The sequence below is a fragment of the Prevotella veroralis DSM 19559 = JCM 6290 genome, assembly GCF_000377625.1.
GTDB lineage: Bacteria > Bacteroidota > Bacteroidia > Bacteroidales > Bacteroidaceae > Prevotella > Prevotella veroralis.
Window position 1 is genome coordinate 1 of the sequence record NZ_KB898338.1, and the last position, 24,280, is coordinate 24,280.

General features: G+C 40.2%; 19 protein-coding genes and 2 pseudogenes. 19 read left to right on the forward strand and 2 right to left on the reverse strand.

Features of this window, described 5'->3' with window-relative positions:
• The 17 genes from D464_RS13785 to tssR all read left to right on the forward strand — a co-directional run.
• Positions 1-606, forward strand: a 606-nt coding sequence (locus D464_RS13785) for a phage baseplate assembly protein V (protein ID WP_018911389.1), incomplete at its 5' end; no start/stop codon positions are given.
• Between the two features lie 10 nt (positions 607-616).
• On the forward strand, positions 617-1,519 hold the full coding sequence (locus tag D464_RS0110810; RefSeq protein WP_018911390.1) for a hypothetical protein: 903 nt from the start codon (positions 617-619) through the stop codon (positions 1,517-1,519).
• A 3-nt stretch (positions 1,520-1,522) separates the two neighbouring features.
• The gene (locus D464_RS0110815) at positions 1,523-2,908 is read left to right on the forward strand and encodes a PAAR-like protein (RefSeq protein ID WP_026284690.1); all 1,386 of its coding nucleotides are present in this window, start codon (positions 1,523-1,525) and stop codon (positions 2,906-2,908) included.
• Between the two features lie 5 nt (positions 2,909-2,913).
• Positions 2,914-3,594 carry a hypothetical protein gene (locus D464_RS0110820; protein WP_018911392.1) on the forward strand — a complete coding sequence of 227 codons (681 nt, stop codon included), beginning with the start codon at positions 2,914-2,916 and terminating at the stop codon, positions 3,592-3,594.
• A 162-nt stretch (positions 3,595-3,756) separates the two neighbouring features.
• Positions 3,757-4,440 carry a hypothetical protein gene (locus D464_RS0110825; protein ID WP_018911393.1) on the forward strand — a complete coding sequence of 228 codons (684 nt, stop codon included), beginning with the start codon at positions 3,757-3,759 and terminating at the stop codon, positions 4,438-4,440.
• Positions 4,441-4,602: 162 nt separating this feature from the next.
• Positions 4,603-5,286 (forward strand): hypothetical protein, encoded by a 684-nt coding sequence (locus D464_RS0110830; RefSeq protein WP_018911394.1) that lies wholly within the window; start codon positions 4,603-4,605, stop codon positions 5,284-5,286.
• Between the two features lie 92 nt (positions 5,287-5,378).
• Positions 5,379-5,990, forward strand: a complete 612-nt coding sequence (locus D464_RS0110835; protein ID WP_018911395.1) for a GAD-like domain-containing protein — start codon at positions 5,379-5,381, stop codon at positions 5,988-5,990.
• Between the two features lie 898 nt (positions 5,991-6,888).
• Positions 6,889-7,311 carry a GPW/gp25 family protein gene (locus D464_RS0110845; RefSeq protein ID WP_018911396.1) on the forward strand — a complete coding sequence of 141 codons (423 nt, stop codon included), beginning with the start codon at positions 6,889-6,891 and terminating at the stop codon, positions 7,309-7,311.
• Positions 7,312-7,618: 307 nt separating this feature from the next.
• Complete coding sequence (locus tag D464_RS0110855; protein WP_024985963.1) at positions 7,619-9,394, forward strand: type VI secretion system baseplate subunit TssF; 1,776 nt, start codon at positions 7,619-7,621, stop codon at positions 9,392-9,394.
• Positions 9,391-11,832 (forward strand): AAA family ATPase, encoded by a 2,442-nt coding sequence (locus D464_RS0110860; RefSeq protein WP_018911399.1) that lies wholly within the window; start codon positions 9,391-9,393, stop codon positions 11,830-11,832. Before D464_RS0110855 ends, D464_RS0110860 begins: the two co-directional genes overlap by 4 nt.
• Positions 11,817-12,752: a hypothetical protein gene (locus D464_RS0110865; RefSeq protein ID WP_018911400.1), complete on the forward strand. Its 936-nt coding sequence runs from the start codon at positions 11,817-11,819 to the stop codon at positions 12,750-12,752. The genes D464_RS0110860 and D464_RS0110865 overlap by 16 nt, the downstream gene beginning before the upstream one ends.
• Before the next feature lie 9 nt (positions 12,753-12,761).
• On the forward strand, positions 12,762-13,646 hold the full coding sequence (locus D464_RS0110870) for a TssN family type VI secretion system protein (RefSeq protein WP_024985964.1): 885 nt from the start codon (positions 12,762-12,764) through the stop codon (positions 13,644-13,646).
• The gene (locus tag D464_RS0110875; protein WP_018911402.1) at positions 13,633-14,784 is read left to right on the forward strand and encodes a hypothetical protein; all 1,152 of its coding nucleotides are present in this window, start codon (positions 13,633-13,635) and stop codon (positions 14,782-14,784) included. The genes D464_RS0110870 and D464_RS0110875 overlap by 14 nt, the downstream gene beginning before the upstream one ends.
• A gap of 15 nt (positions 14,785-14,799) precedes the next feature.
• Positions 14,800-15,282: a type VI secretion system TssO gene (gene tssO / locus D464_RS0110880; protein ID WP_018911403.1), complete on the forward strand. Its 483-nt coding sequence runs from the start codon at positions 14,800-14,802 to the stop codon at positions 15,280-15,282.
• A 12-nt stretch (positions 15,283-15,294) separates the two neighbouring features.
• Positions 15,295-15,744, forward strand: a complete 450-nt coding sequence (gene tssO / locus D464_RS0110885; protein ID WP_024985965.1) for a type VI secretion system TssO — start codon at positions 15,295-15,297, stop codon at positions 15,742-15,744.
• A 203-nt stretch (positions 15,745-15,947) separates the two neighbouring features.
• Positions 15,948-16,922 (forward strand): PKD domain-containing protein, encoded by a 975-nt coding sequence (locus D464_RS0110890; protein ID WP_018911405.1) that lies wholly within the window; start codon positions 15,948-15,950, stop codon positions 16,920-16,922.
• A gap of 11 nt (positions 16,923-16,933) precedes the next feature.
• The gene (gene tssR / locus D464_RS0110895) at positions 16,934-19,201 is read left to right on the forward strand and encodes a type VI secretion system protein TssR domain-containing protein (protein ID WP_018911406.1); all 2,268 of its coding nucleotides are present in this window, start codon (positions 16,934-16,936) and stop codon (positions 19,199-19,201) included.
• 438 nt (positions 19,202-19,639) lie between these two features.
• Here the strand turns inward: tssR and D464_RS13990 are convergent, their stop codons facing one another.
• Both D464_RS13990 and D464_RS13995 read right to left on the reverse strand, forming a co-directional pair.
• Positions 19,640-20,092, reverse strand: coding sequence for a DinB/UmuC family translesion DNA polymerase (locus D464_RS13990; RefSeq protein WP_024985966.1), 453 nt, complete (start codon positions 20,090-20,092; stop codon positions 19,640-19,642).
• Positions 20,080-20,481, reverse strand: coding sequence for a Y-family DNA polymerase (locus D464_RS13995; RefSeq protein ID WP_409371863.1), 402 nt, complete (start codon positions 20,479-20,481; stop codon positions 20,080-20,082). Before D464_RS13995 ends, D464_RS13990 begins: the two co-directional genes overlap by 13 nt.
• 219 nt (positions 20,482-20,700) lie before the next feature.
• On the opposite strand from D464_RS13995, the pseudogene D464_RS12705 reads away from it, so the two are divergent.
• Both D464_RS12705 and D464_RS12710 read left to right on the forward strand, forming a co-directional pair.
• Positions 20,701-22,088: pseudogene (locus D464_RS12705) on the forward strand (DUF4099 domain-containing protein).
• Between the two features lie 21 nt (positions 22,089-22,109).
• Positions 22,110-24,181, forward strand: a pseudogene (locus tag D464_RS12710) (DNA topoisomerase).
• Positions 24,182-24,280 lie beyond the last annotated feature (99 nt).

Below are 24,280 nucleotides of genomic sequence, written 5' to 3' on the forward strand. Positions count from 1 at the left end.
GACGTAAGAAGCAACCGTGGTTTTGTATTTATCCCAGAGGTAGGCGACCAAGTCCTCCTCGGCTTCCGTCATGGTGACCCAGCAAGACCATACGTTATGGGTAGTCTCTTTAACGGAGTTACAGGTGGTGGCGGTGGTCAAGGCAACAACTGCAAGAGCCTTACCAGTCGCACCGGCAGTTCCTTGAAACTTGATGATTCTAAAGGTAGTGTAACACTACACGATAAAGGCGGTGTAAGCATGACTTTTGATGGTGCAGGTAATTCTACATTGAATGCAAAAGCTACTCATTCGGTAAATGCCGGAAGTAATGCTTCGATAAATGTCGGCAAGGGAAAAAGTGTGCTTGAAATGAGTAGTGGGGGAAACATAAAATTGAAAGGTGAATCAACAATAACATTATCTGTTGGCTCAAGCGAGATTATAATAGCCAACACAAGCATTACGCTGAAATCTGAGAATATTTATGTCAAAGGATCAACACAGAGTGTTATCGGACCAAATATGGAAAAATGTATAAAAGTCGAGGGAGGTGGAAGTGTAGACATTGTAGGTGATCCTGTCAACATTAATAAAGAGAAAGGCGGAGTTGTCAATATTAAATAACATATAGATAATGAGTTTGATAGATCGATTACACGGTCACGTCCAAGAAGGTCGTCTGACACAAAGAGACTACAAGTACCGTTGTGTACAGACCATCACCACGAAGCTTGACGAGATACCTGTCAGTACTATTGTCAGTAAGAAAGATTACTCTGTAGAGAGATTCACGGATGCAGAAGGAACACAGGGCTTTGCCTTCAGTGTGAAAGATGATATTCCTTCTATTTTCCCAGAACAATATGTGGAATCAATAACCCTAATTAATGAATTGGAGAATATGAAGGTCAATGCCATAATAGGTATCGACCCTGACACTGGATTAATAACAAAGGTTCTCAATCATAACGAAATTACAGCATTATGGGATGAGGAGAAGAAACGGCTAACGGACAAATATAATTTCCTGAAAGGTACGGCTGGAAGCAATGCACTGAACAATCTCATCAAACTGGAAGATAAGATAATATACCAGTATGATAAGTTTATGGAGAGTTTGATAGCCAATCCCTTTTACTCTATTTTCTTTGGTCAACATTTAGTTTCTGACCAGCTACGTGTTGGGAATGATACCATCCCTTACGCATCGCGCCTTTTCCCAGAAAACAAATTCAGTTTGGAAACACAACTAAGGTCTGAGGTTCAAGAAGATGGGACGTTGTTATTGGAATGCAGTGGTAAAAATACATCAGATTCTCGTTTTGACGAGACGATACGCAAAGCATACGATGAGAAGATAAAACCTTTGATACAATATAGCTTTACGCAGTATAACATCAACTTTACACAACAATCTTGGATTAATCAGGCTGAACGATGCCTTCAGAAAGGTTCACTGAGTGTTATAGAAGAAGTTACTGATAATGTCACATTGAGTGTCGACTTACAAATACGAAGACTGACTAATACAATTTAAATTATGGGACAATCCTATGTAAGACATGGTACGAATGTAGTTTGTACTAATATGACCTGCGGAACACCGCGAGAGATATGGAGAGTTGATAAGGATGGTAATGTTATCAATACTGCCTCAAAGCTGCCGTTACTAAATATTGATGACAAAAAAATCTCTGAAACATTTGTTTGCAAAATGCCTATAAAGAAATGGGGAGGTCTGTTAACATTTCTTGCTGGCGTTGCAGTTGGAGCTTTGATTGTCGCTGCTATTGTTGCAACTGGTGGCGTTGGTGCTGTCTTACTATCTGCTGTAGCTATCGAAGGTTGGATGGTGGGTGCAGCAATAGCTGTTGGAACTTTAGCAGCCGGTTATGCAGGCTATAGAGGGATAAAAGGGGTTGCCCACGATTGTGATAACACACTGGAGTCATCTTGGAATTCAGCACACCCAAGTGTATTTATAGAGCATAAGAAAGCTCTGCTGAATAGATCTTATATGATGTGTACAACAGGAGGATTAATTAATATCATTGTTAATCCTGAACAAGCTAAAAAAGCTGCATTATATATTACAGCAATGAATGCAGCAGAAATATATGTTCAGCTGAAAAGTAAATTCATTCAAGGTGCTATAGGTGGGCTTACAGGAGGAGCCAATCCTTTTGCTTTAGCCCTCTCAGTGGGCTTCTACACTGGTGCACTAAACTTTGGAGGCTTTGACTTTAGTGAGACGGACAAATCCAACCAAAAGTCTGACTCTATAGGAAATTTAAAAAACACTGGTACGACTACTGGGGTAGGAACTGGAGAGTCTGTTGTTGAAAGTAGTATCACTACAGGTGTAAAAGCAAATAAGGCAGGAGTGGGTGAGGCTGCAAGGATAGATGCACAGGTAGCATCAAAAACAGGAGAGGCAAACATGAAAGGCTTGGAGTCTTTGGCTTATGGAACACAAGCTGCTGATGCAAGTGCGGAAGCTGCTACTTGGGGATCTCAAGTAGCTACTCGTACATCAAATGGTGCAAGTGCAACTTCTATTGCTTCTGCAGAATTAGTAGAACAGATGTATAAAGAATCTTCTGAGGAACTGATGCATAAATCAGTTCAAGCTGCACTCGAACAACAGGATGTTCTTGCTGAAGCAGCAACCATTCAGGGAGGAAAGACTGCTGCAGTAAAAGCCGCTAAAACAGGTGCATGGAAAGATGGCTTTAAGAATTTTGGAAAGTCTTTGGGTTTAGGTCTTGCAGGAGCTGCAGTTGGTTATGCGGTAGATGAAGGATCAAACTGGGTAGAAAATAAGATAGAAGGAAAGACTGGAGAAATAATGAAGGAGTTAAATGATTCCGACGACAATGACACAGTAGGTAATGCAAACTATATGGGTATCATCGCAAATTCATAATATCAATGGCAAATAATTTTTCAATAGGAGGAACTAAAATCTTCTCAACAGCAGGAACCATCTTTGCATCTCTTGTAGGTGGACCACAAAGTATCTTTATTATAACGAGGTTTACGCTTGGTGGAAATAAAGACGCTATCCCTTACGCAGATACGTATATAAAGAATTCAGACACAATAGTAGTAAAAATACCTATAAATCACCGTGAAATAGATATCGACGACGACGTCTTCACTACCAGCGGATGGTTTATGGGAGTAGCACAAACACGCTCTGCAACTTATAATATGTATTCTTTCTATTCTCCTGAACATAAGAAGTATTTAGGAGTTGTTACTTTTATAGGCAGCTATAATACTATTCAAAGGGGTAGTGGCGAAAAAATCTGGTATGATGACATAGAAGTTCAGAGACTAACTTTTCTTTACAGGATTAAAAGTTTCTCAGCCTACGTAAATCGTCAGCAATGGCAGGACCCAACCTACGGTACAAAGGATAATCCTGTTCCTATCTTCTTTAAGCGTGCGTTGTCAGGACATGAAACTTTAGATATGGATGAACATATTACCATAAAGCCCAGTGTTAACAAAAAGTTTGTTGAACTTTATCTTGCGCATGAATTGTCTTCAAAAGAGTTTAATCGTCTTTATGGAGAAGACATGAAACGCTTGGGGCTGAAGGATTAAGTTAGGTGACGAGTGGACTAGTTTACGAGTTGACAAGTTGCTTGCAAAGTAAGAAATGTGAGTAAAAAGTTGAGAACGCTCCAGATTATTTGTACTTTTGTGATGAGAACAATGCAGATGTAGTGCAAACGATATGAGTATCATCGCAAATTCATAATATCAATGGCAAATAATTTTTCAATAGGAGGATTTAAAATCTTCTCGACAGCAGGAACAGTTTTTGCATCTCTTGTAGGTGCACCACTGCTTATCTTTATTATAACGAGGTTTACGCTCGGTGGAAATAAAGATGCTATCCCTTACGCAGATACGTATATAAAGAATTCAGACACAATAGTAGTAAAAATACCTATAAATCACCGTGAAATAGATGTCTATGATGATATCTTCACTACCAGCGGATGGTTCATGGGAGTAGCACAAACACGCTCTGCAACTTATAATATGATTTACTTCTATTCTCCTGAACATAAGAAGTATTTAGGAGTTGTTACTTTTAAAGGCTGCTATAATACCATTCAAAGAGGTAGTGGCGAGAAAATATGGTATGATGACATAGAAGATCAGAGACTAGCTTATCTTTATGATATTAAAAGTTTCTCAGCCTATGTCAACCGTCAGCAATGGCAGGATCCAACCTACGGCACAAAGGATAATCCTGTTCCCATCTTCTTTAAGAGGTCACTCTCTGGTCATGAGAAATTAGGTGGTATGGATGATTTTATTACCATCAAGCCCAGTGTTAACAAGAAGTTTGTTGAACTTTATCTTGCGCATGAATTGTCTTCAAAAGAGTTTAACCGTCTTTATGGAGAAGACATGAAACGCTTGGGGCTGAAGGATTAAGTTAGGTGACGAGTGGACTGGTTTATGAGTTGACAAGTTGCTTGCAAAGCAAGAAATGTGAGTAAAAAGTTGAGAACGCTCCAGATTATTTGTACTTTTGTGATGAGAACAATGCAGATGTAATGCAAACTATATGGGTATCATCGCAAATTCATAATATCAATGGCAAATAATTTTTCAATAGGAGGAATTAAAATCTTCTCAACAGCAGGAACCATCTTTGCATCTCTTGTAGGTGCACCACTAAGTATCTTTATTATAACGAGGTTTACGCTTGGTGGAAATAAAGACGCTATCCCTTACGCAGATACGTATATAAAGAATTCAGACACAATAGTAGTAAAAATACCTATAAATCACCGTGAAATAGATACCGACGACGACGTCTTCACTACCAGCGCATGGTTTATGGGAGTAGCACAAACACGCTCTGCAACTTATAATATGATTTACTTCTATTCTCCTGAACATAAGAAGTATTTAGGAGTTGTTACTTTTATAGGCGGTTATAATACCATTCAAAGGGGTAGTGGCGAAAAAATCTGGTATGATGACATAGAAGTTCAGAGACTAACTTTTCTTTACTGGATTAAAAGTTTCTCAGCCTACGTAAATCGTCAGCAGTGGCAGGACCCGACGTATGGAACTAAAGACAACCCTATGCCTATATTCTTTAAAAAGAGTTTAACAGGTATGGAATTTTGTGCCAGTGAGACAGACCTGCCTACGATTAAACCCTCCGTGTATAAGAAGTTCGTTGAGCTTTACCTTGCACACGGACTGGAACCCGAGGAGTTCGATAGGCTCTATGGGGCGGACATGAAGCGCTTGGGGCTAAAAGATTGAACTGGTTGACAAGTAACGCTTGACAACGCAATGATGGCGTAGCTTTGTTTTAACTCCAATTCCTAAGTTCTGAGTAACAAAAAGATAAGATTATGGCACGATTAACATTTGAAGAAAGAAATAAAAACAACTATACCAAGTATAGTGATGTTCCTATTAAAACAATCAATAAATATAAAGGAGTACTACCTGATGAACTGTTAACCATCTGGCAAAATATGGGCTATGGTATTTATGAAGATGGTTTTATACAGTTTATTAATCCTGATGAGTATGAATTTGTATTTGATTACATTGATAAGTTGTTAGAACCTTCTATTGTATTTGGTGTTACGGCTTTAGGAGATTTGTTAATATGGGAAGGTAATGATAATTGGACGATTTCATCTGATGAGGGAAATAGAATCTTGTTCATAAATATAAGAAAGTGTACAAGCGAGATCTTAGGTGATATGGATTTTCTTTTAAACTTTACTTTAGGAGATGAAACGGCTATTATAGACAAGGAATATTTTGACTCCCGACCTTATTTAAATATTAAGGGAAAGTTACCTACTTTGCAATATGGTCAGTGCTATGGTTATGTTCCAGCCTTGGCATTGGGAGGCAAAGCATCCAGTAAAAATCTACAAGTGGTAGATGTAAAGTCGTATGTAGACATAATAGGACAAGCTGTTGGTAAATTTATAGATTTATCAGATTAAGAAAATATGGATAAGGAAGAAAGAATAAATCAGATTACCAAGCAAGTGAAGATACTGGAGCGAGTTCCACGAGATAGAATGAGATTAATCCACATACATGGTAAGCTTACCTCCAATAAGATGGTCTTATAAAGGGGGGATAAACTACATGATAAATGTAATTAGATGTGATGTCTATCTGTCTTCTACAAACAATTTATTCTCATGCTATTGATTTTTGTAAACCCTTTTTATGCTGTTCAAAGCTAACACATGCTCTTTTGCCATGCAAAAGATGCCTAATTGGCTTGCTAAAGATGCCCTTTTGAAGGCTAATTAGGCACCTTTAGATTTGCTCTCTTGTAAGAAACTGACTACTAAGTATTTATAAAACCACATGAAAACTTAGTTTTAAACGTATTTTTCTTACTAAAAACGTTCAGTAATGTAAAGACTTTTTCGATTAATCCTTTCTCCTATATCAATTCATATCTTTAGTTTTGCCACTTAAGGTTAGGTTTCTGAGAAATGTCACAAGGAGAAAAGAGAAGACGGAGGATTATTTCTATTAGCAATTTATATACAAAGCGTTTATCCCAAAGTATTTATCAAGAATCTGTAGGCTATACCTCCGTCGCTCTTTGTGTCGCCAGCACCTCCGTGACATAGTGCGTTACCTCCGTGACTCCGTGTGCCTATTATATAAGACTTTTAGTTTATCACTCCATATTTCGGAAAAGCCCCATATAATACTAAAAGTTGATTTTAGATACAGAGTTAAAGCTTGTTTTAAGAAATAAGAAATTCTTGTTTACGTGGAAAACTTCATCAATTAAATACTTATAAAATATAAAAAACAGAAAAAAGATGCCCATATCTATTAAAAATAATATATATTTGCACAATATTTTGGTATAAAATGAACTATCTAAAACTGCCTTTGGATTTATCAGGGGCTTTAAATGGACAAATTCAACGATGCTCCTATGAGGAATCAATTGCCCAGCATCTCATGATGTTGGTGGTTTCTCGTCATGGAGAAGTGGAAGGAAGAGAGGATTACGGTTCGATTATATGGGATTTGGAGTTCAATCAAGTTTTGAAAAACGAAGACTGGGAAGATAAGGTCAGACAGTCATTGGAAGCCACTATAATTAAGTATGAACCTCGTTTAAAAGACGTCCATGTAAGAGTAGAACTTACTGAGGTTGAGGAAGATGTCAGAGATAAGTTCCCTAATGCTCGAAAGCGTGTACGCTTGTGGGTAAATGGTCTTATTGTAAGAAATGACCAGCACTTCAACTTTAATACACATCTCTATATAAGTCCAATATCACAGTAAGATTGGCTGATAGAAAGGAAAGTGTAATATAAGAAGATGAAATGAATAAACATATTGAACTACTTAACACTCTTGTTACTTTTCTTCTGTTGCATATCGTGTGACAGCAAAAGAACTATGGACAATATGAGAAACGATTCACTTTTTGTATGGCAGCCCGCTTTGACGGCTCCAAAGTATTATCCCGTACAAGCCCAGTATGCACGTGTTATGGTGGAATGAGCATACAAATCGTTGACAGTCTTTGTTAAAGGATCAAATAGCTCACACAAATGAGATACATCATTATTAGAGATGAAAATAAAATATGATAGATAAAAGGCAACAGAGTATAAAAGAACGTCTTCGGAGATTTGCAATGGACTTGTGGAATATCACAGATCTGAGGCAGATGGATCCCGTTATTGATTTAATTCTTGACGTAATAGCCTATAATAGTAGTAGACTTCATCAGAATATATCCGATTCTGATTCAAATATTCTGTATCGGTTGGCATGCTTGTTAGTTCCTCAGCAGTGGTCACTTCCAATGCCTTCCCATGCTTTGTTGAGTGTGGAACCTAAGAGTGACGAGTCTCGCTTACTAACATTAACAGATCGTTTTTATACGAGGAAGATGATGTTTGAAAAGGGATGGGTAGACCTTGACTTCTCTCCTCTAAGTAATTACCCTTTAGTAAATGCCAAGATAAAGGCCCTATCCTACGATAGTCGGGTAATGTATTCGTATGAGGGTAGTCTGCAAGAAACAAAACTTCCAAACGTAGTAGTGCCGTCAGAAGATGGTATTGTGTGGATAGGTCTGGAAATGACGCAGAGCCTACTACGTTCAACTCATAAACTGATATTGTGTATTCTTTTGGAAGACAATAATCTCACACCTTTCCTGCGAGATGTGCATGTTTATGATGGGGCTGGGGAGAGATTAGAAGTTTCGGTTCCACAGTTTCCACTGGAACACAGTGAGAAATATCACTATTTCGATGAAATTAGTGACTATTATTCAAAAAACTATGTTCAGATAAGCCTTGATTCAAAAGCCCTCTCATCTAATCCTTTCAGTACCTATCCATCAGAATGGGAAGTTTCTGAAGAGGGAGATGATGAAAGCAGTAAACTTGTATGGTTAAAGTTGAAATTTCCAGTGATGTTTAATCATGTGGATTTTGGGAAAGTGCGTTTTCTACTCAATACTTATCCAGTTGTCAATCGTAGTTTGGTAACAATACAACATGATTTTGCACGAAAAGGTAATATCGTAGCTCTACGATGCAAAGAAAATCGTTTCCTGCTCAATGTAGAATCTTTTCATGATGATGCTAACCACCAGTACGTGGATATTGTGCGGAATTATAATGAATCCTCTACAGGTACTTACAGCCTTTACTTTGGAAACATAGAAAGATTTGATTCAGACAATGCTCGCATATTGATAAACAAACTAATTCAGTTAATCCATGAAGACGGAAGTGCTTTTGAGAGTATGGAGATAGATACGCTCACGGATCAGCTGAACAATCTCTATAATAATATAGAGAACATAGAAAAGAGCATCTACGATTTCACTCAAGATAAGAGTATTCCTCGTGCTTTTCTATTTACACAGCCTTACAAGAAGACATCAGAGGTAGAGGTGAGTTATTGGACTACTGATGCCGAAGTTGCTAATGGTTTGGATAGTCGTACGGTAGTCTACCAAGCGGAGAATGAGAAATTCTCGGCAAGTGGGTTGTTGTTCCAGACGACGACAAAACAAGGTAATGCTCACGACTCAGAACGTGATATGATTAATCGACTCCGTTATGGTTTGCTATCAAAGGATCGTATTGTTACGCGTGAAGATATAAAGAGTTTTGTACTTTGTAGTTTAGGGAAATTGGCGAAATCTGTAGATATCAGAGATGGTATAGCTATCTCAAACGATGTGCGACGTGGTATTATCCGTACAACAGAAGTAAGAATAGAACTTTCAGGTGCAAGTAAAGAAGAGAATGTTGATTTACCTGCAATGACAAGTTTCTTAGAAGACGAACTTTCAAAGCGTTCTATCAATAAGACGCCTTACAAGATATTTTTCGTATGAATACACAAAATTACAGCAATAGCCTCATAGCTGCCATTAAGTTGGCCAAGGCAATGGCACATCAGGATAAACACCTGTCGTTCGGCGTAGCTCATCTTGTTATTGCTATGTTGACTGAACAGACTGGTTTGCGTGAGATTCTGAACTCAATGCAAAAGGAAGTGACATACATCAGTGATTGGTTTGAGACTTATCGGGAGATGTATGTCGGTGTTGAGCATGATGCAGGTGAGATAATCGCCGACCACGAGGTTGAGACAGTACTTGATGAGGCAGAACGCTCAAAGATAAAACTTGGTACAGACTCTGTTGATGCCTTGTGTGTGTTCTCAGCAATTGTCAGAGATGGTGTGGTTTATTCCCATCAGCAAATAGAATCAATTGGTGTGACAGAAGATGAGATAATGGAATATTTTGAGGCTTCAACCTCTCCTTTATCTCCAGTTGCAGAGATGGATATGGGTAGTTCTATCCAGTACGTATCTGATCTCCGCCGAGCAGAACTCTTAGAAGAAGGTAAGTCTATTATCGGTCGTAGCAAGGAAATACGTCTGATATTGGAAACGTTGGAACGTTCAGAACGACAAGGCATTCTTCTTGTAGGCGCTCCTGGTGTTGGTAAGACGGGTATTATCAGAGCACTTGCCCATGAAATGGAAATCAACCAAGATGAGATTATCAACCAGACATCGTTGGTCGGGCTGAACACATCAAAGATTCTTGCACAATCGGGCAATGAAACGGAGATTACCCAAAAACTAACAGGTTTATTGCAGAAGATGAATCAGGCAAAGAGTCGTGGTGTGCTTGTTATTGACGACTTGCAGTTGTTACTCGAAAGTGGTAACCCAACGGCAGCTACCTATATTCTCAACAACCTTGATGCACAAATTTGCGATGGTGCAGTCACATTGCTGATGGTTCTCTCTATGGATGCTTTCCGTAAGCACATTGAGAAACATTCTATTGCGAATAGACTGAATATTATTAATGTAGAGGAACTTGAGCCGAATATTCTTCGCAGTGCATTACTAAAACATAGAACAATTCTGCAGGCTTACTATAGCCTACCAATGACGGAGGAGGCATTCATAAGTGCATATAATCTTTCTAACAGATACTACAAAGAAAAGAGCCAACCGGCCTCAACATTAGATCTCATTGATAGTACTGCAGCCTCGGTAAGACTGAGTAATAAGAATGCTGCAGGTATTGTAGAACAACTTGTGGAGCAGTATGAGAAGTACAAGGCAATGCCAGTAGATGATGTGAGCGATTTCGACTTACATCTGCTTTATCACACAATCTTTAACAAGGTGAGTGTTGTTTTGACTTCAAAGATAGAAGACGACTTCGTACTGACGGATGATGATTCAACACAGGAGAAATTAGATAAGCTTGGTAAGATGTTGAACGAACTCTCAGTTCTTTCACAGAAAGGTATTGAGAAGGTTAGCTCATTAGAAATAGAATCAGTTGTGGCAGATGACACTGGTATCCCAATCGGAAAGATTCAGGCACAAGAGAAAGACCGACTCTTGGGTATCGAAACCAAGTTGCACGAAAGAGTTAAGGGACAGGATAAAGCTATTCGTACACTTTCTGATGCTATCATCGAGTCACGAAGTGGTCTGAGTGACCCAAAGAAGCCTATCGGTTCATTCTTCTTCCTTGGTCCTACTGGTACGGGTAAGACAGAGTTGACGAAATCGTTAGCCGATCTTCTTTTTGATGATGACACGGCAATGATTCGTTTCGATATGTCGGAGTTCAAGGAAGAGCATTCTGCAGCCTTGCTATATGGTGCTCCTCCAGGATATGTAGGCTATGAAGAGGGTGGTTTGCTTGTGACAAAAATCCGCCAAAAGCCTTATTCTGTCGTACTCTTTGATGAGATTGAGAAAGCACATAGTAGTGTCTACGATATCTTCCTGCAGATCATGGATGAAGGTAAGGTACATGATAAATTAGGACGTGAAGGTGACTTCTCCAATTCTATCATCATCTTTACTTCTAATATTGGTAGTCAATGGATTGCTGAACAGATTCAGAAGGGACATCAGCCAACCTCTAACGAACTGATTGAGGTTATGTCGAAGTACTTCCGTCCTGAGTTTCTTGGTCGTTTGACAGAGGTAGTCCCATTCTCACCTATTACAGAGGCGGTTGCTCAGCAGATTTTCCTTCTCCAATTCTCACGCCTGCAGAAGCAGTTGTTGGAGCAGAAGGATATTCAGTTGGATTTAGCACCAGAGACGATAGCCTATCTCACTTCAAAGGGATTCTCGCCACAGTATGGTGCGCGTCCTATTGCAGGTGTAGTGAGAACTTATCTGAAAAAGACTATTTCCAAGCTGATTGTCTCAGAGGCTATCAAATCTGGCGACCACATAATAGCAACCTATAAAGATGGAAATCTGCAATGGAATCACGCATAACAACTTCTAACAGGGATTTAGAAGGATTCAGTAATAGTGATGCACGTCATCTTATTGCGGAAGTCTTCTATGCTGAACTGCAGTTTATTACTGGGGAGGATTTGCTTGATAAGACCGTTGTTGTGACTCACGGAATGAATAGCCGTGTGAACTCTCAAGATATTATCGAGTTGCAGAAAGAGGAAGTCTATAAGGATGGACAATTAAGGGAACGACTGATACTTAACCTTGCAAGAAATGGTTTTTATCATCAACTTCCAGAGTTTATGTTCCACCCTATTTCTCTTAGTTCACCAGGAATGAGCAACAAGGAGGTTGTTGAAGCGATTCGAGAGAATAGGAAGAAGGCAGAGAAGGCGATACACTTTTTCTCTCCGTTCGACACAATGATGTTCCATGATAGTGTACGTATCTTTGAACGGCAGTTATCCTTATTTGAAAGGCCGTCTGAGAATGTTATTATCAAGAATGTTACCAGTCTTTTCTTCCCGAAGACTGCCCCTCTTACTGTTGACGAAAGATACAAGATGTTTTTGTGTCTTCTCAAGGTAGAGCATTACAAGGAGAATCTTTCAGCATTGGAAGAATTACTTTCAATAGTCTGTGGTATTGATGCTAAAATACGATACGTCTATCATTACGAAGAGAATCTTCCTTACGTCAGTTTAGGTGATTGTATGTTGGGGGTTGACTCAGGACTTGATGGACAATTACTATGTGAGCTGGATGATGTTGAAGTAAATCTCTGCTTTCATGATACGATAAAAGAAAGTGTTTTGAAAAAGCAGATAGAAACAGTAAAGTATGTGCTGTCGTTCTTTCTCCTTTCGTCCAGAGATATAAAGATAATATATACTGTCACGACAAATACAGAACTCGTCTTAGGACAGAATTATTTAGGTTATGATACGAATTTATAAGAAGAAATAATGAAACCTTTAATATTTTTCTTTTTGAAATACTTATTGGCTCCGCTTCTTGCAATGGTTATGGTGTTCGTTATGGGAGCACTGAAGTCTATTCGACAGCAGCTGGGCATGAAGAGGATTATTGTCTTTGCTCTTTTGGCAGGACTTTTCCTTGGACTTCCTTCTCTCTTCGGCTATTTGAAGAATGAATATGTGTGGGGAGGACTTGTACTGACTGTTACTTCTTATCTCATTCTCGGATTTTTCTATCTATGGGCACTGCGCGTGGTCATTAGCAAGAAGAACGATGATATGTCTATTGAACTTCTCGTAACAGTGCTCTCAGGTATTATCGGAATGTGGATTTACTATCTTGTATTCAACTGGATTAGCGGAGGATTGGAATATACACCTTGGGCGATGACAGCTGTCTGTTGGTTTATGATCCCTTACTTTGTTTTCCGTAGCTTCAAGTATTTCCGAAACATACAACCAGCAATCTACGACTTGTGGAGAATCAATCATAGTGGATTTAATCGAAACTATTGGGACAATCTCGATACTTTCAAGGCATTAACTGTCAAGGTGAAACTTAAACGAAAGATTGGTGATTTCGACTATACGACCCTTTCTGTTCGCTTGGCTGAGGGTATCGCTTTAGGTGACTGGTTTGACTGGCTTGTTGAAGACCAAAATCGACGTTTCCCACAGGCGCAGATTGAAATCAATATGGAAGGTGCAGAAAGTGGGTGGATATTCTATACGAGTCGATGGTTCCGCTATCCTCTATTTATTCGGATGCTGGACCCACGTTGTACAGCCACAGAAAACAAAATAAAGAAAAATCAAGTTATCTATATAAAACGAGTAAAAAGTATAAACCAGATACAACATGAAGAAGATTGAGCATTTGCCAATAAACTGGGTTAACGGCCAGAAAATTAATAATACCCATTTCTTTGAGACCTATTACAATGTAGTTGAGATGCTAAGACAGAACCGTGAAGAGGAACTGACAAGCTATAACTATGGATTCGGTGAAAAGTCTGAAAAAGAAGAATGTTCTATTGATATGGATATTAAGGGTGAGTCTGCAGAGACTTTATCAGTAGAACTTAGAGCATGTAATGCGGTGACTCGTAATGGTTACCATATTCTCTTTACAAAGGAATTGTATGGCGATTTCACGCCAAAGTGTACGCTCAAAGATATCGAAATTGATCTCTCTACACGTCAGGTAGTCTGCATACTCCTTACAGTTAATCCTTACAAGATGCTGCCGGTTGGTGTACCAGATCCAGAAACCACCCCACTCCATCATCCTTACGTATTGCCAGAGGTTACTTTGCAACTGTTATTGGAACAAAATCTTAATAAGGCTTTCCTTGAGGGTAATAGTATAGTAGCGGGAAAGGTTATCGTTGATGGTGGTTCCTTCTTGATAGATAGCGACTATATCCCAGCTATTCAACGTATCAACTGTTCAGAGAGATCTATGCATGCTTTAGAGAATATGACAGAAACACTTGAGCGTATTCACAGCAATGCACTCAAGGTATATGCTAAGAATATTTCTAACCCTCACCGCAGTATGCTTGCAGATAATACTTTTGCTCTTTGCGATGTGGTAAAGAATTTCTATAGCCAGCACTGCTTTGAATTGAAGAATATTGCAGCTGAGCAGCCTCCAATCTATACTGTACGCTTTGCAAATGCATTAGCTAATCTTCTGCTCACTTCACTCCGTTCTTTACCTGAGAAGGACTTTGAGACACTATTGCAGTACTTTGATGAGTGGACAAATATTAAGCCGTCTGACTTTATGCACAAGACAAGCGATATCGCCCATCTGAATTATAACCACCTTGAGTTGAATACGCTCTTTACAAGTATTGCAGCTTTCCTCAATGTAATTGATACGCTTTTCCATAAGTTAAGCGAACTCGAATACGTTGGACTCATCAAGGAGAATATTATTATTAGTGAAGATAACAATGGCAAGGCCTCTGAGAGTGAGCGCAAGTCATGGAAGGTGTGGGATTAACAGATACACTTGACAATGGTAGAAAAAAATAGAAAAGAACGCCGTCAGGCAAAGAATTCTTTTATTTTCATCTTTAGCTTCACGCTATTGCTTTTCGTACTCTTTGCTGTTTGCACATTGAAAACTGCCGAACGTGGAATCAACATGGTCGACGAGAAGAAAGTGCGTTATGATGAGGTATTCCGTAAGCAGGCAAGTTATAATTTCCGTATGGATCAAATGTTCAAGGATATGAACAATCTTGTTACTGAGAAGCGTACGGATAATGAGCAGGCGCAATATCAGATGATAATTGCTCGTCACAGACAAGATATGCAAGATGAAATCTATCGTGGTGATAATGATACCACCAACTATGTTCTCTATAAGGCGCTGTTTGATCAACTACAAGCTACGCAGGAAACCACTGCAACTTACTTTGATGAGAAACGTGACTTAGACTACATTATGGAACAGATTCAGAAGGCAACGGAAATTTTAAATAGAAAAAGAAATTAATAATTTATTATTATGACAAGAGACGAAAAAATATGGTCCAGTATTAAGTTTACGCTTTTGTTATGCTTTTCTGTGGCCTTACTTTATATCCTCCTTTGTAAGTATGTCACACCTATTCCAGAATCCATTACAGGTAATGCGGTGACAGAAATCAATGATGCCGAGGCTATTCTTGAAGATCAGAAGCAAATGAGTGAGAAACTGATTACGCTGAAGAAGGATATTGATTCGCTTAATTTCGAGATACAGCAATCACAGCATATTAGTGAGATAAAAGATCGTATGACACAGCTGCAAGACAACTATCGTAAACATTCTTATGACCCGAAATATCTCTATTGTATGCGTGCATTCAAAACGATACAAGACTATTTCGACATAAAGCAGAAACTCTATTGGACGACCAAGAATACGGAAGACAGAAAAAAGACTCTCGAAGAAATGAAGACTAAGATTAAATAAGTCTTTTGTTGGTTTCTGGCAGGTTCCTTGTCTGCCTTTCTGCAGGAATAGTTGATAAAACTTATTCTTCCACAAGAAGCGTATGCTCTCCATAATCCTATTGTTATGAATATAGAGCATTGGTTTACAACCATCCAAGTTATATATGGCTAACAATTAACAAATTAAACCCCTTATGATATAACAATTAAATAACAATAATTATGACTGAAAGACAAAAAATCATTTTGGCTATCGTTTCGGCACTGGCTATAGTCGGATTATTGGTGGCATTGCTTCTCCCATCACGCAACGTCAACAAGAATCTGGACTTTTTCATTCAGGACAGTAATGCGAATAGTCAATTGGAAGTAAACGAGCCTTTGAAGTTTACCATTAATGACTCTGCGGCAGTTGTTGACAAGAGAGTATTATGGAAAATGGGTAATGGCGACAGTATTGTTGGTAAGCCTAACATTAGTTATGTTTACAAACAGGCTGGAAAGTACCTCATCACACTACAGGTTGATGGTAAGGTTATCAAAGAGAAGACTGTTGATATTGTGAAGATTACCAAGGACACTGTAGCAGTTGATTCTATTCCTAAGATTGTCGGACCAACGCAAGGTTATGCAGGTGAACGGCTCGTATTCTCAGCTGAAGGCGACGGTATGACAAGCTGGCTTTGGGAGTTCGGTGAGAGTGGAACTATTGATGCTTTCGAGCGTCAGGTGGTTTATAAATATGACGAGCCTGGTAAATATCTCGTCAAACTGAAGACTAACACCACTTTGTATCCTGTATCTCATGTTATAACTATCCTTCCAAAGGTTGAAGACATCATTGAAGATCCAGCTGATGAGGTCGATCAGCCCAAACCTGAGCCTATTGATACATTAGCTATGGTGCAGAATGGTATTAAGAAGCATCTACAAGCTATTGCCAATGCGGGTGCAAGAGATAAAGAAGCATTCTATGCACATCGTAATTTCATTATTAATAACTATCTCGGCGGTAATGGTAATCAAGTCGTTGTACACATCAATGGCGAGCGTTATAATGTGTTCCCAGACTATTGTCAAGGATTACACTTCCTCGAGAGTAATCGTTACGGACGTGTGACTATTGATGATGTGAAGGTAGATGATTTCCATCATATTACAAAAATTGAAGTAACTCAAAGAAATACGGGAAAATAAAATTAGGAAATATGAAAGCGTTCCATATTATAGCAAGTCTTGCATTCTTCTTTTTGGGTGCTCAGAGTAGTCTGGCACAGGTGGGAAGATATGATAAGACACATGCTGTCGGTAAAAAGAGTTTTAATTACTTGACAGAAGATACACGAAAGCAGAAGACACACAACAATAAGGATGTGCATATTGTCTTCTCAGATCGTGACCATAACAAGGCATACGCTGGACCGTATACACAGCGCATCCTGAGTGAACAGAAGCTTGGTGCACCATTCTATGTTATTGGTGAAAAAAACGGATTCTATAAGGTTGTCGCTGCTAACCAGAGCTTGCTTGGGCAGCCTAAGGGTATGTTTGCACCACTTTTCAGCTCAAGAACTCACTTTAAAGATGCTAAGAATTCACCATTCGTAGGATGGATTGACAAGAATAGTGTGCTGGAGTATAATCATGCCTTTGTGTCTAAAGATAATAACTTCCCAGTACGTTATCGAATCGGTGCGTCCACAGTGTCACGATTGGCAAATATAAAGAGGTTCTTCACTCTTGACTCTCTGAATCTCTATGGCGATCCTTTCTTCCTCGATAAGAGCAAGGGAAAACTTGTATCTGGTCAGATTGTGTATGCTTATAAGTACGATGCAAGTAAACAGGCTATACTTGTTTCTGATCGTCCTTCACTCTCAGACTCTACTCGTACAGCACTCGGATGGATTCCTGCTGATCTCACGGCAATGGTAGGACAGAATCACGTCTATCTGCTTGATGCTAATTATCCTGAGTTTGCTGGCTTCCCATTGGGTTCTAAACTTCTCTTTACTGCTGATGGAAATTGGACAGACACTTCAACAGACCAGAAAGTGGCTATAAATCTTCCGTTGTCTGTATGGGACAGAAAGAAGACTTATATGCTCAATGTAAAAGGTGGAGATGTTGCTGTGGCAGAGCTCGATCAACTCATCGAGAATAGCAAGAATATAAATGTCCACCTTGTGTTCTTTGATAAGGACCGCCTACTTGTGCGCAACCTTGTTAATGCTTTCCAGGGCATAAGCGAAAAGGTATCAAAGGATTCTCAGGCGAAGTTCTCTGTGACATCTGTTTCTCAGAAGGGAAATAGACATCTCTCACCAACGAGCGACTTTGGTAAGTGGATTGACTATCTTACAAAGATGACTTCACCAAACACTATTAGGGCAAATGGTGGCTACGGCTTCCACGATGCAATGAATACAATCTTTAGAGAGACACCTTATTCCAAGTTTGAAAATAATGTGTTCATTATATTAGGTACTGATGAGTTTCCAACTTTCACCTCTGATATCAACTCAGAGATTTATTCACGCTCAGCTACTCTCCTTCTTGCTCAAATCCTTTCTAAGGATGGTATGCCTTATCAAGACTTTATCTTTCAGTCTAAGCAGTTACTTGATAATAATATCTTGGAGTATATGAGTTTCTCAGGAGACTACATCTGCGAACCAAAATGGACAAAGAATGGTTCATTCAAAGATATAAGTACCGATAACGAGAATATTTATTTACTCGATGCACCAAAGAACAGTGTTATTGCAGGTGGTTTTGTCTATCCTAAACTTTATTCTGAACTCTCAAGTTCAGGTCTTTCAAATGTGCTTGACTCACTGTTTATGCAGCTCAATGCACGTAACAACGAACTTGTAAATGTGACACGTAATGCAGAGAATAAATATGGTGTTCTACGTGCTATTCCTACACAAGAGGTGGTGAATCTCTGTGACAGTGCTGCTATATCTGTAACTGATATTGAAAGGAACAACATCAACGACCTTCTCTTTAAGAAGATGTGGTTTACACCACAGCAACTTTCAACTTATGATGAGGGATATCTTTTTGATAAGGCTGAAATGCAGAATCTTCTTGATGGCTATCGTGATTTGATGCCTTATATCAATACTGACTCTCTTGGCAACCAAGAACTTGCAGTATTGAGAAATAACTTTAAGCGTCAGAGCAAGCTGGTAAACATGCTTTCTTATCGCAAGGCTCTCAGTACGAAGTCTGCCATTTCAAAGGTTTATTATCATCGCGTTTCTGTGCCAAGTTCTGATGCATTGAATTATATAGTACGTATAAAGGATATTCGCCGTAAGAAGTGTAATGAAAGCGAATGGGATCAGGCTTATAAAGAGATGTTTAAGAAGCTTGTTAATCTTGAGACACGCTTCAAGTCTGGACGCTTGAATACCATTTCTATTGCTGGTAAAAATTATTACTTTATTCCTTTAAAGGAACTTCCATAAACCACTTTGAACAAAAGTAATAGAATATAATGATATGGATAAATACATCACAGACATACTTCAGGTGTATTTATCCATATTTTATTTTCTGATACTGCTTTCCTATAACCCCAAACATCTTCTGGTTCTTCCCAAATATGCAGTAGTAAACTAAAGCTCTTACCTAATAAGGCACACTGAAAGTGGAGCTATGCGCAATATCACAGAGTTGCCAACAGAGCAAAGAACGACAGGGATGAATTGTACAGATTCCTGATACCTTTGGGATAAAAGCTTTGTGCATAAGATCTCTAATTAAACTGGTAAACAACCTCCGTTACTCCACGCACCGACGGTGCCTTCGTACCTTCTATCCGCTTTGTCTTAATAATCCCCTGTATTCCCCTTTTCTCTGTGTGACATTTCGTCAAAGTTATAAACTTAGGCAGCCGTTCCCTATCAATCCAAATTCTGGAAGAGCCATATATATATGTCCTTTAGAATTGTAATAGCCATATTGATAATTTCCAATGTGTCTGCCGTCGGCGTAGGCAAGGTATAAGTTAGAATATTACTACATTGAGGTAAGTCTTCACGGAATCTATTACTAGTAATAAATACTGTCACGCTTTGGCAGAAAGATCGTTGTCCACGCAGTTTGTTGGCACTAGCTGATGCAAAATGGGCAACTGACGCTTTGAGTTCTTGAAACTCAGAAATCATATTTCCAAAACTTCGGCTTGTACAGATATTTTGTTTAGTAATTATTTCTGTATTATCAATACAATCGATGCCATTTAACTCACGCCATGTTTGTACAGCTGGCAAAGTAAAGTGACTTTTAACCCACCCTTCACTCTTATCTGCAAATTCTAATGGAGTATGAATGCCATAGTATTCTAATTTCGCCAAAGTTTTCTACCTATTCCCCATACATCGGAAAGGCTGAAAAGTTCTAAAGCCTTACGCCGTTTTTCTTCAGTGTCAATCATACAGACTGAGTGGTATCCTTTGTGCTGCTTAGCAAATTTACTACCCATTTTCGCTAAAGTTTTGGAGGGAGCAATACCAACACTCACAGGCACGTCGACCCAAAGATTAATCTTTTCAGATAGTTCACGCATATAGTTTTCCAGATTGTACATCTTTTCATACCCCTTTAAATCACAAAAGCTTTCATCAATACTGTAATTTTCTACATGATGTATACTTTTACGTAGGATTGAAATGATACGGCGTGACATTGCTGCATAGAGCATCATATTAGTAAAGAACAGTTTTACATCGTTTTGTTTTATAATGTTTTGAACCTTAAAAACAGGATCACCTCAACGTAAGCCAAGTTTCTTTGCTTCGGGTGTAAGTGCAACGATATTACCATCATTACTTGAAAGAGAATCAATATATCTCTTCCTCTTATTTCCCTCATTTTCCCATTCTATCCTCGCATTTTATCATTATAGTTTACAGCCTGTATCTTTGTTGTTCGATAACGTATTATTTATTCAAAACAATAATTTATGGAATCAAACAGCAATGACAATTACGTGCTGGTCTTGGAAGACCGCACGGAAGTGAAGAATGAAAAGGAAGCAGGAAAACTCTCCGTAATTTCTGGTATTGACGACAAGGGAAACCTTAAAACCACTGAAGCCATCGCCGCCAATCAGGCAGCGTTCTTGAAGTTCAACAGCAAGGACGAACTTCTGGAGAACTTCATGACTAACTTCCTCAAACAGTTCAATAACCCGACTCACTTCGGGTTGTACAAGGTATTGGCAGACAATGTGGAGCAGGGCGTGGACAACTTGCGTACCATACTCCAAAGCCGTGAGAAGTCCGAAAGCAAACAGCAACTGGCAGAGATGGGCGTTCCCTTTGAGGACTATCTGCCCCAGCAGAAGAATGCTACTGCCATCGATGAGTCGAAGATTGATTGGAAGCAACTCGATAATCTCGGACTTACCCGTGAGAGATTGGAGCAGAGTGGAGAATTGGAAAAGATGCTCAATTGGCAGAAGAGCAATCTCTTGACGATAGCCGTACCTATTGGAGACACTACCATCTACACTGAAGCACGTCTTGCATTCCGTACGGACGATAACGGCAATGTCGGTTTGGCAATTCATCCTTTGAGAAAAGAACCACAGCTTGACTTTCCCTATATGGGCTACAAGTTCTCTCCTGAAGAAAAGGAGGCACTTCTGGTAAAACCATTGAAGTGACTCCCAAGAACGCAGAACCTTTTTCTGCTTACGTCTCTATCGATCCGCAGACCAACGAAATTATAGCCCTGTGTGCCGACCGTGTGAATATCCCCAAGGAAATCAAAGGTATTACCCTTTCCAATGCACAGTATAAAGACCTTGTGGAAGGTAAGGCTGTGAAGGTGGAGGGCATGACCGCCAAGAGTGGCAAATCCTTCAATGCCACGTTGCAGGTTAATGCCGAGCGAAAAGGCATTGAGTTCATCTTTGACAATAACCGCGGTTTTAAGGAACGGCAGCATCAGACACAGCAGCAAGGCGTCCCACATAAGCTCTGCGGCTTGGAGCTGTCAGATAAACAGCGTGAAGCCTTGGATAGCGGTCGTACACTATATCTAAAGAATATGGTGGACAAACAGGGACAACCTTTCAACGCATACGTTCGTATGGACAAGGAACAGAACCGCCCACGCTTTTACAAGTGGAATCCTGAAAAGAAGCAGGAAACTGGCAAAGAAAAGGTCGTAGCTGTAGCAGAAGAACACAAGACACAGGTAGCCGTAAACAACCATGGTAAGACCAACGAAGCTACCAAGAACGTGAAAGAGCCATTGAAGACTGGGCAAACACAGCCCACTGCCGAGCAGAAGCAAAAGCAGGACGAGAACAAACAGAAGAAGTCCCGTGGACGTAAGATGTAACCCTTAATTCTATTATCGACTATGACAACTTGTATTATCGCCGAGAAACCCTCGGTAGCCAGAGATATTGCCCGCATCGTTGGGGCAAACAGCAAGCAGGACAGATACATGGATGGCAACGGTTACCTCGTTACGTGGGCAATGGGACACCTCATCGCCCTTGCCATGCCTGAAGCCTACGGTTTCTCTGCCTACAAAGCTGAGGACTTGCCCATCCGTCCCAATCCATTTCAGTTAGTGGTACGACAAGTACGCAAGGATAAGGAGTATGTATCAGACCCAGCAGCACTAAAACAGCTAAAGGTGATACGCTCCTGCTTTGACAAGGCAGATCATATCATTGTCGCCACCGATGCAGGGCGAGAGGGTGAGCTCATCTTCAGATATATCCACCAACACTTAAACTGCCATAAGCCTTTCGACCGCTTGTGGATTTCCTCCCTCACCGATAAGGCTATTCGTGAGGGACTTTCCAATCTCAAACCTGGAAACTATTACGACAATCTCTATCATTCTGCCAAGGCAAGAAGCGAAGCTGACTGGCTCGTGGGTATCAATGCAAGTCGTGCGCTGTCCATTGCCCGCAAAGGCGGCTATTCTTTGGGACGGGTACAGACCCCAACACTTGCTATGGTCTGTCGTCGGTACATAGAGAACCGTGATTTTTCTTCCGTGCCTTATTGGAAATTATCCGTTCTTACAGAAAAAGAGGACTTATCGCTGAAAGCCATTGGCTGTAAAGACTATGAGAGTGAAGCATCGGCACAGACCGCTCTCGCTGCACTTCGCAGTCAGAGCCAGCTTAAAGTGGAATCGGTCGCAAGAAAGGTAACGCATACACCACCACCACTCTTGTACGACCTTACTGCCTTGCAGAAAGATGCCAACAGACGCCACGGCTTTTCTACAGACAAGACCCTCTCGATTGCCCAAAGTCTCTATGAGAAGAAAATCACGACCTATCCCCGCACAGGCAGCCGATACATCAGCGAGGATGTCTTTGAGGAAGTCCCCGCCCTGCTGCGCAAGATAGGCAAGACACTATCAAATCCACTTAACCGCCATTCTGTGGACAATACCAAGGTTACCGACCACCACGCCATCATCCCGACTGGTGAACCACCATCAGGATTGTCGGCAGATGAAGCGACTGTCTACCAGATGGTGAGCAATCGCTTTGTCGAAGCCTTTCCCCCAATTCAGAGGAAGAGCGTATGCAGGTGCGGTTCACTCACGGCACCAATATCTTTACTTGGAAGGCATGCCGACAAATCTCCTTGGGCTGGAAAGCTGTACAGAAAGGTAAAGAAGTAGAAGCTGAAAAGAAAGAGGATAGCGATGAACAGATTTTGTCTTCATTGCCGACTTTGACTGAAGGTGAAATCCTATCACTTGTCAATGCAGAAATCACCGAGCATAAGACCAAACCTAAACCTCTCTACACAGAAGCAACACTACTTTCTGCTATGGAGAACGCCGGAAAAGAGGTTGAAGATGCAGAAAGCAAGAAAGCAATGGCAGCGTGCGGTATCGGCACACCTGCCACCCGTGCCAACATCTTCGAAACGCTTATCCTCCGTGACTATATCCGAAGAGACAAGAAAGCCATCATACCGACAGAAAAAGGCCTAGCTGTCTATGATATTGTCAAGGACAAGAAGATTGCCAATGCTGAGATGACAGGCAGTTGGGAACTTGCCCTTGCCGCTATTGAAGCAGGAAAGATGCCATCTGATAAGTTCTCACAAGGCATCAACTCATACGTGGGGACTATTTGCGAGGAACTCCTTTCACTTTCTTCAGAGCAGAAGTCCTATCCTGTCTACCGCTGCCCAAAGTGCGGACAGCAGAGTGTCGGCATCTATGCCAAGGTAGCCAAGTGCAGGCATGAAACCTGTGGTTTTCACGTGTTTCGTGAAGTCTGCGGCATACTTCTCTCTGAAGATAATATCCGTGACTTGATAAGCTCCGGTCGTACGCCTATCCTTAAAGGACTGCCCAGCAAGGCAGGAAAGAAGTTCAACGCCCGACTGTTTTTGAAGGACGATTATACCACCACCTTTGAGTTTGAACAAAACAAGAAACGGAAATAGCCGACCTCCTTCTATACCGATACCCGTGTCGTTTCTGCCATCTCAGACGCACTTGCCTCCATAAACCTGCAGAAAGACGATGTTTAGTCCCATCTATAG